The sequence below is a fragment of the Pseudonocardia nematodicida genome, assembly GCF_040105385.1.
In the GTDB taxonomy this organism is placed as follows: domain Bacteria; phylum Actinomycetota; class Actinomycetes; order Mycobacteriales; family Pseudonocardiaceae; genus Pseudonocardia; species Pseudonocardia nematodicida.
The window spans coordinates 230,407-246,807 of the sequence record NZ_JBEDNQ010000011.1; the positions used below are offsets into that span (position 1 = coordinate 230,407).

Sequence of the window (16,401 nt, forward strand, 5' to 3'; positions counted from 1 at the left end):
GGGAGCAGGCCCAGCTCCGGCGCGCGTCCAGCCCGTGACGTGGTGGCCGAGCAGGTGGGTGACGGCCGCGGCCCCGGCATCGCGCTGCAGCAGCGCCCGCACCCGGACCGGGTCCTCGTCGTCGAAGTGCCGGCTGGCGTAGAGCGGCCGGACCTGCGGGTCGTCGACCACCACCGAGCGGCCCAGCCGCTCGGCCAGGTCGTCGACGAGGATCCGGACCCCGTCGTCCGTGCCGGCACCGGCCCAGCCGCTCCCGGCCGCGCCGTCGTCCCGCACCGGTGCGCTCATCTAGAACCCCAGCAGGTCGGGCAGCCCGTTCGACAGCACCGGCAGGTAGGTGACCAGCAGGAGCACCACCAGCCCGGCCACGAAGAACGGCCGGATGCCGCGGAAGGCGTCACCCAGCGACGTGTGCGCGATACCGGCCGCGACGAACAGGTTCACCCCGACCGGCGGCGTGATCAGGCCCAGCGCGAGCCCGACGGTCATCATCACGCCGATCGTGGTCGGGTCGACGTCGAGGGCCAGCAGGACCGGGGCGACGATCGGCACGAGCAGGTAGAGCGCCGAGATCGCGTCGATGAACGCCCCGATCACCAGCAGCAGCACGACGACCAGGAACAGGACGACGTAGAGGTTGCCGGTGAGCGCGAGCATCGCCTCGGCCAGCGTCGACGCGATGCCGTTGGCCGTGACCACGTAGGCGAACACCGACGCCGCACCGACGATCAGCATGATCACGGCGGACTGCATCGCGGCGGTGACCAGCACCCGGAACAGCATCGACGGGCGCAGCTCCCGGTAGACGAACAGGCCGACGACGAGCGCGTAGAAGGCGGCGACCACGGCGGACTCGGTCGGGGTGACGATCCCGCCGTAGATCCCGCCGAGGATGATCACCGGCAGCAGCAGGCCGGGCAGGGCACGCCCGAACGCGCCGGCGAGGGTGGCCCAGGACGTCCGGGCCTCGAGCGCCACGCCGGGCGCCCCCGCGGATGCGGGCCTGCCGGCCGTCCCGGATCCACCGGCTCCGCCGTCCGGGCCCGTCCCGCCGTCCGCGATCGCGGTCGGGCCGGACCCGCTCACCCCGACCGTGGCCGGCTCGGCGACCGGCGCGGTGCGCGGCAGGAACAGGCACGCCACGAGCAACGCGACCGCCAGCAGGATCCCCGGCACCACACCGGCGACGAACAGCCGCGCGATCGACACCCCGGCGAAGTCGCTCACCACGACGGCGAACACGATGAACACCACGCTCGGCGGGATGATCAGGCCCATCGAGCCCGCACTGGCCACCATCGACGCCGAGTGGCTCCGCGAGTAGCCCTGCCGGATCAGCGCCGGGATCAGGATGGCGCCGATCGCGGCGACCGTCGCCGGCCCGGAGCCGGAGATGGCGGAGAAGAAGAACGCCGCCAGGATCACCACGGCGGCCAGGCCGTGCTTCCGGTGCCCGACGCAGGCGCTCGCGAAGTCGATCAGCCGCCGGGAGATCCCGGCGTACTCCATGATCACCCCGGCCAGGATGAAGAACGGGATCGCCAGCAGCGTCTCCGAGGACACCGACGCGGTGAACACGCTGGGCAGGACCGCGATGTCCCCGGGCCCGCCCGCGGCCACGAGTGCGACGACCGCGGCCAGCCCGAGCGCGAACGCCACCGGGACCCCGAGGAACAGCAGGACGAAGAACGTGCCGAACAGCGCGAGTGTGATCATCGGTCGGCCACCGGCCCGAGCGGGGCGGCGGGACGGTCGGTCCGGCGCAACGCGGCGACCCCGGCCCGGACCGCGCGGTGGACGCCCAGCGCCGCGCCGACCGGGAGCGCCGCGGTGAACAGCCACTGCGGCACGCCGATCGACGGGGTCGCCCGGCCGCGCTCGAACTGCTGGGCGGCCATCTCGGTGCCGTGGACGAGCAGGGCGAGCAGGAAGGCGACCGTCGCCAGGGTCACCAGCACGGTGAGCCCGTCACGCGCCCGGCCGGTGACCCGGTCGCGCAGCATGGTGAACCCGAGGTGGGCGCCCTCCCGGATGCCGATCACCGAGCCGATCATCACGGTCCAGACGACCAGGTTGACCGTCAGCTCGGTGGTGAAGGCGAGCGAGACGTTGAAGAAGTAGCGGGTCACCACGTTCACGAACGCGATGACCGCGACGACGGCGAACGGGATCGCGGCGAGCGCGTTCTCCGTGGCGGTGAGGATCCGGTCCGTCATCGGCCTGCCCCCGGGTCCACGGCGGCGTCGAGCTCGGGACCCCAGACCGGCGCGTAGGCGTCGTAGAGCGGCTGCACCGCCTCGGCGAAGACCGCGATCTCGTCCGGGGTGAGCTCGACGGTCTCCATCAGCTCCGACTGCTCGGCGACCTGCGAGTCCTCCAGCGCCCGGTTGCTCGCGATCTGGAGCTCGTTGGCCTCGGCCGCGGCGGACCGGACCAGGTCCCGGTCGGCCGGGTCGAGGGAGTCGAAGAGCTCCTTGTTCATCCCGAGGATGAGCGGGTCGTAGACGAAGTTCCAGATCGTGAGGTGCTGCTGGACCTCGGCGAGCCCGGCCGAGGAGATGACGTCCATCGGGTTCTCCTGGGCCTCGATCGTGCCCTGCTGCAGGGAGGTGAAGACCTCGGCGAAGTTCATCGTCGTGGGGTTCGCGCCCAGATCACGGAAGACGTCGGTGAACAGGCCCATCCCCGGGATCCGGATCTTGATCCCGGCCAGGTCCTCCGGTGTCCGGATCGGACGCACGTTGTTGGTGATCTGCCGGAAGCCGCTCTCGCCGAAGCCGAGCATCTCCACGCCGAACTCGGCGGAGAGCTCCTCGTAGGCCTCCCGGGCGCCGCTCTCGATCGCGGCCTCGGCGGCGGCGTGGTCCGGGTAGCGGAACGGCGCGTTGATCGCGCCGAACCGCGGGTCGATCCCGGCGTAGATGATCGTCGAGTTGTACGAGAGGTCCTTGGTCCCGGCCATGAGCTGCTCGACACCGGCGGCCGGGTCGCCCGCCGAGAGCCGTTCGCCGGTGAACAGCCGCACCTGGATACGACCGTCGGACCGCTCGGTGAGGGTGTCGGCGAAGTGCTCGGCCGCCTCGTACCAGGTGGACGAGTCACCGGTGGTGACCGTCATGTCCCACACGTGTTCCGGATCGGGCGGCGCCGCCGGGTCCGTCGCACCGCACGCGGCGAGCGCGAGGCAGGACAGCGCGGCGATGCCCGAAGCGAACAGCTTCGACCTCATCGTCAGCTCCTCGGGACCTCCCCGCAGCGGTGCGTGGAAGGTGGTCGGGGGCCGCCCGCGGGACGCTCCGCGGCGCGACGGCACACGCATGCTCGGGTCGGCCGGAGCGTGTTGTCAATCGACGAGAGCAGCATGATCGCGAAAATCGTTCCGCATGGTGGACCATTGCGGTCGGCCGCTTCGTTGGGTATTCCTGGTGCTCGTGTCCCTGCGCGGCGGTCCAGGTCCGACGGACGACGCCGGTGCCGGCGCCCGGCGATCCGCATCACGGAACGTCGTGCACGCCCACGAGGCGGGTGCCGAACCGCCGGGTGCGCAGAGCATCCAGCGGGCGCTGGTGTTGCTCGACCTGGTCGCCGTGACGGCCCGGGACCGGCCCGGCGGGGTGTCGCTGGCCGAGCTCGCCCGGACCAGCGGGCGTCCGAAGGGGAGCGTGCACCGGGTCCTGACCGCGCTGGTGCACGCCGGCTACGTGGCGCAGGACCCGGACACGAGCGGGTACCGGCTCGGCGTCCAGGCCGCGGTGCTCGGCGAGCTGGCCGGCTACGGCGCGGACCGGCTCGGCGACGCCGCGACCGACAGCCTGATCCGGCTCGCGGACTCCTCGGGCGACACCACCTTCCTCACCGTGCGCCGGGGCAGCTACGCGCTCTGCACCCGTCGCCAGGAGGGGTCTGGCCCGATCCGCAACAACGCGCTCGCCGTCGGCGACCGCCATCCGCTCGGCATCGGCGCCGGGAGCCTGGCCATCCTCGCGGCGCTGCCCGACGACGAGGTGGCCGCCGCGCTGGCCGCCACCGCCCCGGCCCGCCGTCGCTACCTGCGCTTCGACGACGAGGCGCTGTGGCACCTGGTGCAGCGCTCCCGGGCCGACGGGTACGCGCTGAACGACGGGCGGTTCGTCGCCGGCTCGTGGGCGATCGGCGTGCCGCTGCACGACGCGGACGGCCGCGTGGTCGCCGCGCTGAGCGTCGCCAGCATCGAGCAGCGGCTGGGGCCCGAGCGCCGGGCCGAGCTGGCCGCCGAGCTGCACCGCTGCGCCGAGGACGTCCGGACCGCCCTGACCGCTGGCGCCGCACCGCCCGCCACACGACCACCGCCCCCGCGGGAGAGGACGACATGACCACGACCCCGAGCATGATCGGCTGGGCGCACTCGGCGTTCGGCCGCGCCCCCGAACCGGACGTCGAGTCGCTGATCGCCGGCGTCGTCGGCCCCGCGCTGGAGCACGCCGGGATCGGCCCGGGCGAGGTCGACGGCGTGTTCGTCGGGACCTTCGACGGCGGCCTGTCCCGCCAGGGGTTCGGCGGCGCGCTGGTCGGCGCCGCCTGCCCGGAACTGGCCGGGACCCCCGCGGTGCGGCTGGAGAACGCCTGCGCCACCGGGTCCGCGGCGCTGTACGGCGCGCTGGACTTCGTGCAGTCCGGCCGGGGCCGGATCGCGCTCGTCGTCGGCGCCGAGAAGATGACGCACGCTGCGAGCGGGGTGCTCAACGACGCCCTGCTGAGCGCGTCGTACCGCAACGAGGAGAAGGCCGAGAGCTTCCCCGGCGTGTTCGCGGTGCTCGCCAGGGAGTACGCGGCGCGGCACGGCGACCCGGGGGACACGCTGGCCGCGATCGCCGCCAAGAACCACCGCAACGGGGTGGACAACCCGTGGGCGCACCTGCGGACCGATCTCGGGTACGACTTCTGCCGGACGCCGTCGGAGCGCAACCCGCTGGTCGCCGACCCGCTGCGGCGCACCGACTGCTCGCTGGTGTCCGACGGCGCCGCGGCGGTCGTCGTCGCGGCCCCCGAGGTCGCCGCCGGCGCCGCGCGCGCGATCTCCTGGCGGGGCCGGGGCGCCGCCAACGACCACCTGCCGCTGAGCCGCCGGGGCGACGTCCTGGAACTCGCCGGCGCCCGCGCCGCGCACCGGGCCGCGCTGGCCGAGTCCGGTGTGGACACCGGTGACCTCGACCTGCTGGAGACCCACGACTGCTTCACCGTCGCCGAGCTGCTGCAGTACGAGGCGTTCGGGCTCGCCGGACCGGGCGGGGGACCGGCGCTGGTCGCCGAGGGGGCCACCGAGCGCACCGGAGCGCTGCCGGTGAACCCGTCGGGCGGGCTGAAGGCCAAGGGGCACCCGATCGGCGCGACCGGGGTGTCCCAGCACGTGATGGCCGCGCTGCAGCTGACCGGCGAGGCCGGCGGGATGCAGGTGCCCGGCGCGACCCTGGCCGGGGTGTTCAACATGGGCGGGGTGGCCGTGGCCAACTACTTCTCGGTGCTGGAGCGGACCCGGTGAGCGGCCTTCCGGGGCCCGCGATGCCCGAGCTGCGCCCGGCCGTGCGCGCGGTCAACCTGGCCGAGCTGTTGAGCCAGACCGCCCGGCGGCTGCCCGGCCACGACGCCGTCGTGCACGGCGCCGACCGGATCACCTGGCGGGAGCTCGACCGCCGGGCCGACGCCGTCGCCGCGGAGCTGCGGGCCCGCGGCGTCGGGCGCGGCGACCCGGTGCTGGTGGACGCTCCGAACCAGGTCGGCCTGATCGCCGCGATGTTCGGCGTCTGGCGGGCCGGCGGGGTGTTCGCGCCGGTCAACCACCGGCTCACCCCACCCGAGACGGCCGACCTCGCCGAGCTCGTCGCGCCGGCCGCACTGATCTGCCACGGCTCGCACACCGGGCACGCCGAGGCGGTCCGCGCCGCCGCCGCGCCCCGGGCCGGTGTCCTCTGGATCGACGCCCCACCCGGCGAGGGCCCGGACCTCGCAGCGCTGCCGCGGCCGGCGGACCCCGAACCCAACGAGCCGGTCCGGACCGGCGACCACGCCTGGTACTTCTTCACCTCCGGCACCAGCGGGCGCTCCAAGGCGGCGGTGCTGACCCACGACCAGATGGGCTTCGTGGTCACCAACCACCTGTGCGACCTGCTGCCGGGCACCGACCACACCGACGCCCAGGTCGTCGTCGCCCCGCTCTCGCACGGCGCGGGGGTGCACCTGCTGCCGCTGGTCGCCCGCGGCGCGACGACCGTCCTGCCGACCTCGGCGAGCCTGGACCCGGCCGAGGTGTGGCGCCTGGTCGAGACCGAGCGGGTGAGCAGCATGTTCACCGTGCCGACGATCCTCAAGCGGCTCGCCGAGGCGCCCGAGGCCGCCCGGCACGACCTGGGCTCGCTGCGCCACGTGATCTACGCCGGCGCCCCGATGTACCGGGCGGACGCCGACCGGGCCCGCGCGGTGCTCGGCGAGGTCCTGGTCCAGTACTACGGGCTCGGCGAGGTCACCGGGAACATCACCGTCCTGCCGCCGGGGGAGCACGACCGGCCGGTGCCCGACGGCCTGCAGTTCGGCAGCTGCGGGCGGCCGCGGACCGGCATCCAGATCAGCGTCCAGGACGACGACGGCCGCGAGCTCCCGGCCGGGGAGCAGGGCGAGATCTGCGTGGCCGGCCCGGCCGTGTTCGCCGGGTACCTGAACAACGAGCGCGCGAACGCCGAGTCCTTCCGGGACGGCTGGTTCCGCACCGGTGACCTGGGCCTCGTCGACGCCGCCGGCTACCTGTACGTGACCGGCCGGGCGTCGGACATGTACATCTCGGGCGGGTCCAACATCCATCCGCGGGAGATCGAGGAGAAGCTGCTGCAGCACCCGGCGATCGACGAGGTCGCGGTGCTCGGGATGCCCGACCCGCAGTGGGGCGAGATCGGCGTCGCCGTCTACGTGGCCGCGGCCGGTCACGACGAGGCCGGGGAGGTCGAGCTGCGGGACTGGCTGGCCGGCCGGATGGCCCGGTACAAGATCCCGAAGCGGTTCGTGCGCTGGGAGACGATCCCGAAGTCGGGGTACGGGAAGATCGTCAAGCGGACGATCCGGGAGCAGCTGGAACCGGCGCCGGCGCCGGCCGGGGTGCCCGGGCCCGGAATCCCGTGACGGCCCGGGTGGTTGGGGTGGGTGAGCGCACCCGCGCATGCCGCCGAATCCCGACGACACGCAGGTAGGTTGACCGTATGGAGTCCTGGGCCCCGACCGACGTCCCCGCGCTCGAGGGCAGTGGCCCGCCGTTGCGGCTGCACGACACCGCGACCGGCCGGGTCCGGCCGACCGCGCCGGGCGCGGTCGCCACGATGTACGTCTGCGGGATCACCCCCTACGACGCCACGCACCTCGGCCACGCGGCCACCTACCTCGCGTTCGACCTGGTGAACCGGCTCTGGCGCGACCTCGGCCACGAGGTGCACTACGTCCAGAACGTCACCGACATCGACGAGCCGCTGCTGGAGCGCGCCCAGCGCGACCAGGACGACTGGGTGGTGCTCGGGCTGCGCGAGACGGCGCTGTTCCGCGAGGACATGGAGGCGCTGCGGGTGCTGCCGCCCCGCCAGTTCGTCGGCGCGGTGGAGGCGATCCCGGAGATCTCCGAGCTGGTGGCCAAGCTGCTCGCCTCCGGCGCGGCGTACCGGCTCGACGACCCGGAGTACCCGGACGTCTACCACGACGTCTCCTCGACCGGGCACTTCGGCTACGAGTCGAACTACGACCTGGACACGATGCTCACGTTCTCCCGGGAGCGCGGCGGCGACCCGGACCGGCCCGGCAAGCGCAACGCGCTCGACCCGCTGCTGTGGCGGATGGAGCGCCCGGGGGAGCCGGCCTGGGAGTCCGACCTGGGCCGCGGCCGTCCCGGCTGGCACGTCGAGTGCGCCGCGATCGGGCTGAACCGGCTCGGCCAGCAGATCGACCTCAACGGCGGCGGCTCGGACCTGATCTTCCCGCACCACGAGTGCGGGGCGCTGCACGCCGAGTCGCTGACCGGTGAGCACCCGTTCGCCCGGCACTACGTGCACACCGGCATGATCGGGCTGGACGGCGAGAAGATGTCGAAGTCCAAGGGGAACCTGGTCTTCGTCTCGAAGCTGCGCAACTCCGGCGTGGACCCGAACGTCATCCGGGTCGCGCTGCTGGACGGGCACTACCGCGACGACCGCTCCTGGACCGAGGACGTGCACGCGCTCGGCGAGCGCCGGGTGGCCCGCTGGCGGGAGGCGGTGCAGCTCGACGCCGGCCCGGACGCCGGCGGGCTGGTCGCCACGCTGCGCACCCACCTGGCCGACGACCTCGACACCCCCGGGGCGCTGGCCGCCGTCGACGCCTGGGCCGACGAGGCGCTCACCCGCCGCGGCACCGACCCCGGCGCGCCGCAGCTGGTCCGCACTGCCCTGGACGCCCTGCTCGGCGTCACGCTGTAGACCCGACCCGACCCGACCCGACCCGACCCGACCCGACCCGACCCTTCCCCGAGCCCGACCCCACCCCGAGGCCGACTCATGGAGCTTTAGTTCGGCAGCACCGAACTAAAGCTCCATGAGTCGAAGGGGTGGGGGCGGGGGGCACGCGGCGGGCTCTGCTCACGGCCGCAGAAGGATCTTGCCGGTCGCCCGGCGCTGCTCCAGGTCGGCGTGCGCGTGCGCGGCCTCGGCCAGCGAGTACGTGGCACCGACGACCGCGCGCAGCTCCCCGCGGGAGGCGCGGGCCAGGACCTCCCGGACCCGGCGCGGGCGCTCCGCGGCGAACCCGGCCAGCTGGTCGATCCCGGCGACGGTCAGCCTCCGGGACCGCGTCTCGGCGGATCCGACGACCACCGGCCGTCCATCGGCGGTGCCGTAGGAGCTGTAGCGGCCGCCGTCCGCGACCAGCCAGGCCGCCGACCGTCCCACGTCCCCGCCGACGCCGTCGAACACCACGTCGAGGCCGCGCGGGACCAGTGCGTGGACCTCGGCCATCCACCCCCGCGCGGCGCAGGTCCCCTGGTCGCCGTGCGGTCCACCGGCGCTGTGATTGCGGGCGGCGCTGTGGCCGACCACGTGCTCGGCGCCGAGTGCACGCACCAGGTCCTGCCGGGCGGTGCCGCGGGCGCCGCCGATCACCCGTCCGCCCGCGGCGGTGACGAGCTGGACCAGCAGGCTCCCCGCCGCCCCCGCGGCCGGGAGCACGAGGACGTGCTCGCCGGGCCGCACCGGGGTGCGTTCGAGCAGGGCGAGGGCGACCGCGCCGTCGCCGGCCAGCGCGGCCGCGGAGGGGAGGTCGAGCCCGTCCGGGACCGCGGTCAGCTCGTCCGTACGTACGGCGACCCGTTCGGCGTAGCCCCCGGCCGGCGCCCGCGCCACCACCCGCCGGCCGAGCAGGTCCGGGCCGACGCCCGCGCCGAGGCCGGTCACCGTGCCGGCGACGGTGCCGCCGGGCACGTACGGCGGCACCGCCCGGTGCGCGTGCGGCGCGTCCCCGCGCCGGATCGCGGTGTCGATCCAGAGCACCCCGGCCGCCTCGACGTCGAGCAGGACCTCGCCGGTCGCCGGCGCCGGGGCCGGGACGTCGCGCACCTGCAGCACTTCCGGACCGCCGAACCGGTCCACCACGATCGCCTGCATCCGGGTCTCCTCCACTCCGTGGCCCGCACGAAGGATGCAACCTCGACCGGGGTTCAGGTCCAGCGATCCGGGTTCCGGTCGAGCGCCAGCAGCGCGGGGGCTCCCGCCGCGAGGAGTCCGGCCGGCACGAGGAACCCGGCCAGCGGGTCGGCGTGGTAGATCGGGGTCACCAGCGCCGGAGCGGTCGCCGCTCCGGCGAAGCGCCCCGCCTGCACCACGGACACCGCACCACCGTTGTTGGGTCCGCGGGAGGAGAGCACGAGCGTGTTCAGGCCCACCAGGATCAGCTGGCCGCAGACACCGCCGAGTGCCCAGAGCGTCACGACCGCCCACAGCAGCGGGACCGCGCCGACGCCGGCGACCAGCGCCCCGCCGCCGACGGCACCGGCCAGCACGCAGCGCCGCGGCCCGAGCCGGTCGACCGCGCCGCCGATCAGCCGCGCCGTCAGGATCCCGGTCAGGCCGAACGCCGTCAGTACCAGGCCGCGAGGACCCGCGCCGAGTGCGAACCCGTCCTCGAGCCGCAGCGCGAGCAGGAAGCTCAGCCCCGCCAGGCAGCCCCAGCCGAGCGCGGCGACCAGCGCGAGCCGCAGCACCGGCGGGGTCCAGGCCGAGCGCAGCCGCAGCGGTCCGGAGGTCCGCCGGGCGTGCGCGCCGGCGTCGCCGGGGAGCCCGATCACCGCGAGCAGCAGCGCGAGGGCGGCGGCCGCGCCGAACGCGAGCCGCCAGTCGAGCTCGGCGGCCAGGCCCCCGGCGAGCGGCGCGAAGGTCTGCCCGGCCGCCTGCATCGACCCGAACCAGCCCAGCGCACGTCCCAGGCGCTCCGGCTCCACCGAGGCCGCCAGCGCGGACAGCAGCAGGGGCGTGGTGAAGGCGTTCGCGACGCCCTGCAGCGCCCGCGCGGCGAGGAACAACGTCCAGGACCCGGCCAGCACGCAGGCCAGCGACGCCACCACGTAGAGCACGTACCCGGCGACGACGGTGCCGGACCGGCCCCAGCGCTCGCCCAGCGTGCCGGACACCAGCAGCACGGCCGCGAACGGCAGCAGGTAGGCGGTGATCGACACCGACGCCGTGGCGGTGGGCACGCCGAAGTCGGCCCCCAGCTCGGGGAGCATCGCGGCGGTCATACCGCCGCCGTAGGGGCCGAGGAACGCGCCGGCGAACAGCGCGCCGCGGCGGATCACCGGCGGGACGGCCACCGTGAGCCCACGGGTCTCAGGAGTTCGGCCCGCGGCGGCGCAGGTAGCGCTCGAAGTCGGCGGCGATCGAGTCGCCGGAGGTCTCCCGCAGCTCGGTGCGCTTCTCCTCCTCGTCGGTCTCGTTCGCCTGCTCCTCGAGCTGGCGGACGTACTCGCGGACCTCGTCGTCGGCGTCGGCCATCTCCGAGACGGTCCGCTCCCACTCCTCGGCCTTCTCCGGCAGCACCCCGAGCGGCACCTCGACGTCGAGCGCCTCCTCGATCCGGTGCAGCAGCGCGACGGCCGCCTTCGGCACCTGCGCCTGGGACACGTAGTGCGGCACCTCGGCCCAGTACGACACCGCCGGGATCCCGGCCTGCACGCACGCCTGCTGGAACACCGCCACGATGCCCGTCGGCCCCTCGTAGTTCGACGGCTCGGTGGCCATCTGCTGCAGCGACTCGACGTCCCAGGATGTGCCGTTCACCGGCGTCGGCCGGGTGTGCGGGACCTCGGTGAGCAACGCTCCCAGAGTGATGACCTTCGTCACGCCCAGACGCTCGGCGTGACCGACGAGCTCCGCGCAGAACGACCGCCAGCGCAGGTTCGGCTCGATCCCGTTCACCAGGACGACGTGCCGCTCGGTGCCCGGGAGCGTCGCCCAGGACAGCCGCGTCGTCTGCCACTCGATCCGCCGGGTGATCCCGTCGGAGAGCTTCACGTGCGGCCGCGTGACCTGGAAGTCGTAGTACTCCTCGGGATCGATCGAGGTCAGCGGCTGGGCGTCCCAGGTGAGCTCCAGATGCTCCAGAGCGGTGCTCGCGGCCTCGCCCGCGTCGTTCCAGCCCTCGAACGCCGCGATGAGGACCGGCTCCACCAGGGTGGGGGAGTCGCCGGTGCCGGCGGTGCTCGGCTCTCGGTCGGTCATCGGTCCAGCCTACGACCCCTGCGCTGCGAAACCGGGGTACGACCCCTCCTGCGGGTAACCTGATCGACCGTGTCATCCACGACGGGAGCAGATCACTCGGTGAGCACCTCTTCGGAAGGCGACATCACGACCGGCTCGGCGGACCCCGATCGGGTCGCGCGCGCGCGGGAGAAGACCGAGCAGCTGAAAGAGCTCCTCGGCCGCAGGATCGGCGTCATCGACGGGGCCTGGGGCACCGTCATCCAGGGGCTCGGCCTGTCGGCCGACGACTACTCGGCGGACTGGCTGCAGGGGCACCACAAGGACACCAACGGCGACCCGGACCTGCTGAACCTCACCCGTCCGGACCTCATCCTGGCAGCCCACCGTGACTACTTCGACGCCGGCGCGGACCTGACCACGACCAACACCTTCACCGCCACGACGATCGGCCAGGCCGACTACGGGCTCGAGGCGCACGTGAAGGAGATGAACGTCGAGGCCGGCAAGCTGGCCCGCCGGGCCGCGGACGAGGCCGAGGAGCGCACCGGCGAGCCGAAGTGGGTGGCGGGGTCGATCGGCCCGCTCAACGTCACGCTGTCGCTGTCGCCGAAGGTCGAGGACCCGGCCTACCGCGCGGTGACCTACCAGCAGGTCTACGACTCCTACGCCGACCAGATCGCCGCGCTCGACGAGGGCGGCGTCGACGTCCTGCTCATCGAGACGATCTTCGACACGCTGAACTCGAAGGCCGCGCTGCAGGCCGCGCACGACGTCGCGCCGCACCTGCCGGTCTGGATCTCGGTGACGATCGTCGACCGCTCCGGGCGGACTCTGTCCGGCCAGACCGTCGACGCGTTCTGGACCTCGGTCCGGCACGCCGACCCGCTCGTCGTCGGGCTGAACTGCGCGCTGGGCGCGGACGAGATGCGCCCGCACGCGGTCGCGCTGTCCGAGATCAGCGACGCCTTCGTCGCCACCTACCCGAACGCCGGCCTGCCGAACGCCTTCGGCGGCTACGACGAGACGGCCGAGCAGACCGCGGCCTACCTGCGCGAGTTCGCCGAGTCCGGGCTGGTGAACCTGGTCGGCGGCTGCTGCGGTACCGGGCCCGAGCACATCCGGCACATCGCCGAGCAGGTCAAGGACCTGCCGCCGCGCAGCCCGGTGGAGACCCCCGACCGCACCCGGTTCTCCGGGCTGGAGCGGTTCGAGATCGGCCCGGACACCGGCTTCGTCATGATCGGCGAGCGGACCAACGTCACCGGCTCGAAGCGGTTCCGCCGGCTCATCGAGTCGAAGGACTACAACGGCGCGCTCGACGTCGCGCTGGACATGGTCCGCGGCGGGGCGAACATGCTCGACGTCAACATGGACGCCGACCTCCTCGAGTCCGAGGAGGAGATGACGACCTTCCTGAACCTGCTGGCCACCGAGCCCGAGGTCGCCCGGCTGCCGATCATGATCGACAGCTCGCGCTGGTCGGTGATCGAGGCCGGGCTGCGGTGCGTGCAGGGCAAGGGCGTCGTCAACTCGATCAGCCTGAAGGAGGGCGAGGAGCCCTTCCTCGAGCAGGCCCGCCGGGTCAAGGCCTACGGCGCGGGCGTCGTGGTGATGGCGTTCGACGAGACCGGCCAGGCCGACACCGCCGACCGCAAGGTCGAGATCTGCGGCCGCGCCTACGACCTGCTCGTCGGGCAGGCGGGCCTGGACCCGCACGACATCATCTTCGACCCGAACATCCTCGCCGTCGCCACCGGCATGGAGGAGCACAACGACTACGCCAAGGACTTCATCGAGGCCTGCCCCCGGATCAAGGAGCGCTGCCCGGGCGCGCACATCTCCGGTGGTGTCTCGAACCTGTCCTTCGCCTTCCGCGGCAACAACGTCGTGCGTGAGGCGATGGACTCGGCGTTCCTGTTCCACGCCATCAAGGCGGGCCTGGACATGGGCATCGTCAACGCCGGCCAGCTGGCGGTCTACCAGGACATCCCGGCCGACCTGCTGGAGATGTGCGAGGACATCCTGTTCAACCGGCGCCCGGACGCCACCGACCGTCTGGTCGAGGCCGCGGAGCGGTTCAAGGGTGAGGGCACCCAGCGCAAGGTCGACCTGACGTGGCGGGAGAACGACGTCCGCGCCCGGCTCTCGCACGCGCTGGTGCACGGCATCGTCGACTTCGTCGAGGCCGACACCGAGGAGGCCCGCGCGCAGGCGTCCCGGCCGCTCGACGTGATCGAGGGCCCGCTGATGGACGGCATGAAGGTCGTCGGCGACCTGTTCGGTGACGGCAAGATGTTCCTGCCGCAGGTCGTGAAGTCGGCGCGGGTGATGAAGCGCGCGGTGGCCTACCTCGAACCCTTCATGGAGGAGGAGAAGGAGGCGGCCAGGGCCCGCGGCGAGATCGACGAGCGCGGCAACGGCAAGGTCGTCATGGCCACGGTCAAGGGCGACGTGCACGACATCGGCAAGAACATCGTCGGCGTCGTGCTGGGCTGCAACAGCTACGAGGTCATCGACCTCGGCGTGATGGTGCCGGCCCAGACGATCCTGGACACCGCGGTCGCCGAGGGCGCCGACGTCGTCGGGCTGTCCGGGCTGATCACCCCGTCGCTGGACGAGATGGTCGGCGTCGCGCAGGAGATGGAGCGGCGCGGGCTGAAGCTGCCGCTGCTGATCGGCGGTGCGACGACGTCCCGGCAGCACACCGCGGTCAAGATCGCGCCCGCCTACGACGGGAACGTGCTGCACGTCCTCGACGCCTCCCGCGTCGTCGGGGTGGTGTCCGACCTGCTCGACGACGACCGGGCCGAGGCGCTCGCGAAGTCCAACGCCGAGAACCAGGAGCGGCTGCGCGAGCAGCACGCCGGGCGCGAGGCCAAGCCGCTGCTGCCGTTCGAGGAGTCGCGCGCCAACCACGAGGTTGTCGAGTTCGACGACCTGCCCACGCCGGAGTTCACCGGGGTCCGGGACTGCACGCCGACGATCGCGGAGCTGCGCGAGCTGATCGACTGGCAGTTCCTGTTCCTGGCCTGGGAGCTGAAGGGCAAGTTCCCGCAGATCCTGAACTCGCCGGTGGCCAAGGAGCTCTACGACGACGCGCAGGCGATGATGGACCAGATCATCGCCGAGGACCGGTTCACCGCTCGCGGTGTGTACGGCTTCTGGCCGGCGCGGGCCGACGGCGAGGACGTCGTCATCTCGCCGGACTCCGGGGACGTGCGGTTGCCGATGCTGCGCCAGCAGACCCGCAAGCCCGAGGGCCGCGCCAACCGCAGCCTGGTCGACTACGTGGCCCCCGAGGGGGACCACCTGGGTGCGTTCGCGGTGTCCATCCACGGCGCCGAGGACATGGCGAAGGAGTTCGAGGACGCCCTCGACGACTACAAGGCGATCATGGTCAAGGCGCTGGCCGACCGGCTCGCGGAGGCCTTCGCCGAGTACGTCCACCGGCAGGCCCGCCGCGAGTGGTTCGAGCCGGAGGCCGACCAGCCCCTCGAGGAGCTGCTGGCCGAGAAGTTCCGCGGCATCCGCCCGGCGTTCGGCTACCCGGCCTGCCCGGACCACACCCTCAAGCGGCCGCTGTTCGACCTCCTCGGCGCGGAGGAGACCGGGGTCGGGCTCACCGAGTCCTACGCCATGTACCCGGCCGCCGCGGTCAGCGGGATGATGTTCGCCCACCCCGGCTCGCGGTACTTCACCGTGGGACGGGTGGGCTCCGACCAGATCGCCGACTACGCCTCCCGTCTCGGAACCGACGTCGCCGTCGTCGAGAAGTGGCTCCGACCGAACCTGGGGTACACACCCAATGCCTGAGACCGCGCGTGCGAACAGGCCGGCCGCCGTCCTGCTCGACATGGACGGCACGCTGATCGACTCCGAGAAGGTGTGGGAGGTCGTGCTCAACGACCTCATGAAGCACCTGGGCGCACCACCGCTGTCCGCCGAGGCCCGCAAGGAGACAGTCGGCGGGTCGCTGACCTCCAGCCTGCGGATCTGTTTCCGGGAGTCCGGGCGGGACCCGGAGACGGTTCCGGAGGCCGACTACCGCGAGATGGGGGAGTGGCTCTACGACCGCGCCGGGGAGCTGTTCGCCCAGGGCGTGCCGTGGCGCCCGGGTGCCCGCGAGCTGCTCGGGCTGCTGCGCGACGAGCGGATCCCGGCCGCACTGGTCACGAACACCATCCGGGTGCTGGTCGAGAAGGTCCTGGACACGATGGGCCGGGAGCACTTCGCGGCCGTCGTGCCGGGCGACGAGGTCACCGACCCGAAGCCGGGACCGGAGCCGTACCGGCGTGGGGCGGAGCTGCTCGGGGTGGCCCCGGCGGACTGCGTGGCGGTCGAGGACTCGCCGACCGGCGCGCTGTCGGCGGAGCGGGCCGGCTGCGCGGTGCTCGTCGTGCCGTGCGAGCTGCCGGTGGCGGCCGGGCCGCGGCGGGTCCACCGGGAGACCCTGTCCGGCATGACGACCGCCGAGCTCGGCGAGATCATGGATCGGGTGCGCGGCCGCCCGTGAGTGGATCTCTGGCCGCGACGAACGGCTGATCGGGGCCGGGCCGGTCACGCCGGGTGAACCATCCGGCGCGGTCGGTCGCCCGTACGGCTCCGTGCACCGGGTACCCGCTGGTACGTCCGGGGCGGCGGTTCACACTGGTGGCGAAAGGGGTCGATG

The 16,401-nt window shown here is 73.3% G+C and carries 12 protein-coding genes; 6 read left to right on the forward strand and 6 right to left on the reverse strand.

The genetic code is table 11. The annotated features are described in order from the left end of the window. Window positions 1–288: 288 nt before the first annotated feature. From WIS52_RS24860 to WIS52_RS24870, 3 genes are read right to left on the reverse strand one after another with little or no spacing between them, the layout of a single operon-like run. Entirely contained in the window at window positions 289–1,716 is a 1,428-nt protein-coding gene (locus WIS52_RS24860) for a TRAP transporter large permease (RefSeq protein ID WP_349300780.1), read from the reverse strand. Then, entirely contained in the window at window positions 1,713–2,216 is a 504-nt protein-coding gene (locus tag WIS52_RS24865; RefSeq protein ID WP_349300781.1) for a TRAP transporter small permease, read from the reverse strand. The genes WIS52_RS24860 and WIS52_RS24865 overlap by 4 nt, the downstream gene beginning before the upstream one ends. Further along, complete coding sequence (locus WIS52_RS24870) at window positions 2,213–3,229, reverse strand: DctP family TRAP transporter solute-binding subunit (protein WP_349300782.1); 1,017 nt, start codon at window positions 3,227–3,229, stop codon at window positions 2,213–2,215. Before WIS52_RS24870 ends, WIS52_RS24865 begins: the two co-directional genes overlap by 4 nt. A 277-nt stretch (window positions 3,230–3,506) precedes the next feature. Between WIS52_RS24870 and WIS52_RS24875 the strand changes: the two genes are divergently transcribed. From WIS52_RS24875 to mshC, 4 genes are all read left to right on the forward strand, one after another. Continuing rightward, complete coding sequence (locus WIS52_RS24875; RefSeq protein ID WP_349300783.1) at window positions 3,507–4,352, forward strand: IclR family transcriptional regulator; 846 nt, start codon at window positions 3,507–3,509, stop codon at window positions 4,350–4,352. Further along, window positions 4,349–5,518, forward strand: coding sequence for a thiolase domain-containing protein (locus tag WIS52_RS24880; protein ID WP_349300784.1), 1,170 nt, complete (start codon window positions 4,349–4,351; stop codon window positions 5,516–5,518). Before WIS52_RS24875 ends, WIS52_RS24880 begins: the two co-directional genes overlap by 4 nt. Next, on the forward strand, window positions 5,515–7,146 hold the full coding sequence (locus WIS52_RS24885) for an AMP-binding protein (protein ID WP_349300785.1): 1,632 nt from the start codon (window positions 5,515–5,517) through the stop codon (window positions 7,144–7,146). Before WIS52_RS24880 ends, WIS52_RS24885 begins: the two co-directional genes overlap by 4 nt. 77 nt (window positions 7,147–7,223) lie before the next feature. Continuing rightward, window positions 7,224–8,462, forward strand: a complete 1,239-nt coding sequence (gene mshC, locus WIS52_RS24890; protein ID WP_349300786.1) for a cysteine--1-D-myo-inosityl 2-amino-2-deoxy-alpha-D-glucopyranoside ligase — start codon at window positions 7,224–7,226, stop codon at window positions 8,460–8,462. Window positions 8,463–8,621: 159 nt separating this feature from the next. Here the strand turns inward: mshC and WIS52_RS24895 are convergent, their stop codons facing one another. From WIS52_RS24895 to WIS52_RS24905, 3 genes are read right to left on the reverse strand one after another with little or no spacing between them, the layout of a single operon-like run. Then, window positions 8,622–9,641, reverse strand: coding sequence for a zinc-binding dehydrogenase (locus tag WIS52_RS24895; RefSeq protein ID WP_349300787.1), 1,020 nt, complete (start codon window positions 9,639–9,641; stop codon window positions 8,622–8,624). Window positions 9,642–9,694: 53 nt separating this feature from the next. After that, complete coding sequence (locus tag WIS52_RS24900) at window positions 9,695–10,843, reverse strand: MFS transporter (protein WP_349300788.1); 1,149 nt, start codon at window positions 10,841–10,843, stop codon at window positions 9,695–9,697. A 16-nt stretch (window positions 10,844–10,859) separates the two neighbouring features. Beyond that, window positions 10,860–11,750 (reverse strand): PAC2 family protein, encoded by an 891-nt coding sequence (locus WIS52_RS24905; protein ID WP_349300789.1) that lies wholly within the window; start codon window positions 11,748–11,750, stop codon window positions 10,860–10,862. A 123-nt stretch (window positions 11,751–11,873) separates the two neighbouring features. Between WIS52_RS24905 and metH the strand changes: the two genes are divergently transcribed. Together metH and WIS52_RS24915 are read left to right on the forward strand one after the other, a co-directional pair. Beyond that, entirely contained in the window at window positions 11,874–15,545 is a 3,672-nt protein-coding gene (gene metH, locus WIS52_RS24910; RefSeq protein ID WP_349300858.1) for a methionine synthase, read from the forward strand. Further along, a complete protein-coding gene (locus WIS52_RS24915) occupies window positions 15,538–16,245 on the forward strand; it encodes an HAD family hydrolase (protein WP_349300790.1) in 708 nt (235 codons plus the stop codon). The genes metH and WIS52_RS24915 overlap by 8 nt, the downstream gene beginning before the upstream one ends. Window positions 16,246–16,401 lie beyond the last annotated feature (156 nt).

Coding starts and splice junctions, on each gene's coding strand:
- WIS52_RS24880 (WP_349300784.1), top strand. CDS start 4,349: ATGACCACGACCCCGAGCATGATCGGCTGGGCGCACTCGGCGTTCGGC.
- mshC (WP_349300786.1), top strand. CDS start 7,224: ATGGAGTCCTGGGCCCCGACCGACGTCCCCGCGCTCGAGGGCAGTGGC.
- WIS52_RS24870 (WP_349300782.1), bottom strand. CDS start 3,229: ATGAGGTCGAAGCTGTTCGCTTCGGGCATCGCCGCGCTGTCCTGCCTC.
- WIS52_RS24915 (WP_349300790.1), top strand. CDS start 15,538: ATGCCTGAGACCGCGCGTGCGAACAGGCCGGCCGCCGTCCTGCTCGAC.
- WIS52_RS24895 (WP_349300787.1), bottom strand. CDS start 9,641: ATGCAGGCGATCGTGGTGGACCGGTTCGGCGGTCCGGAAGTGCTGCAG.
- WIS52_RS24860 (WP_349300780.1), bottom strand. CDS start 1,716: ATGATCACACTCGCGCTGTTCGGCACGTTCTTCGTCCTGCTGTTCCTC.
- WIS52_RS24905 (WP_349300789.1), bottom strand. CDS start 11,750: ATGACCGACCGAGAGCCGAGCACCGCCGGCACCGGCGACTCCCCCACC.
- WIS52_RS24865 (WP_349300781.1), bottom strand. CDS start 2,216: ATGACGGACCGGATCCTCACCGCCACGGAGAACGCGCTCGCCGCGATC.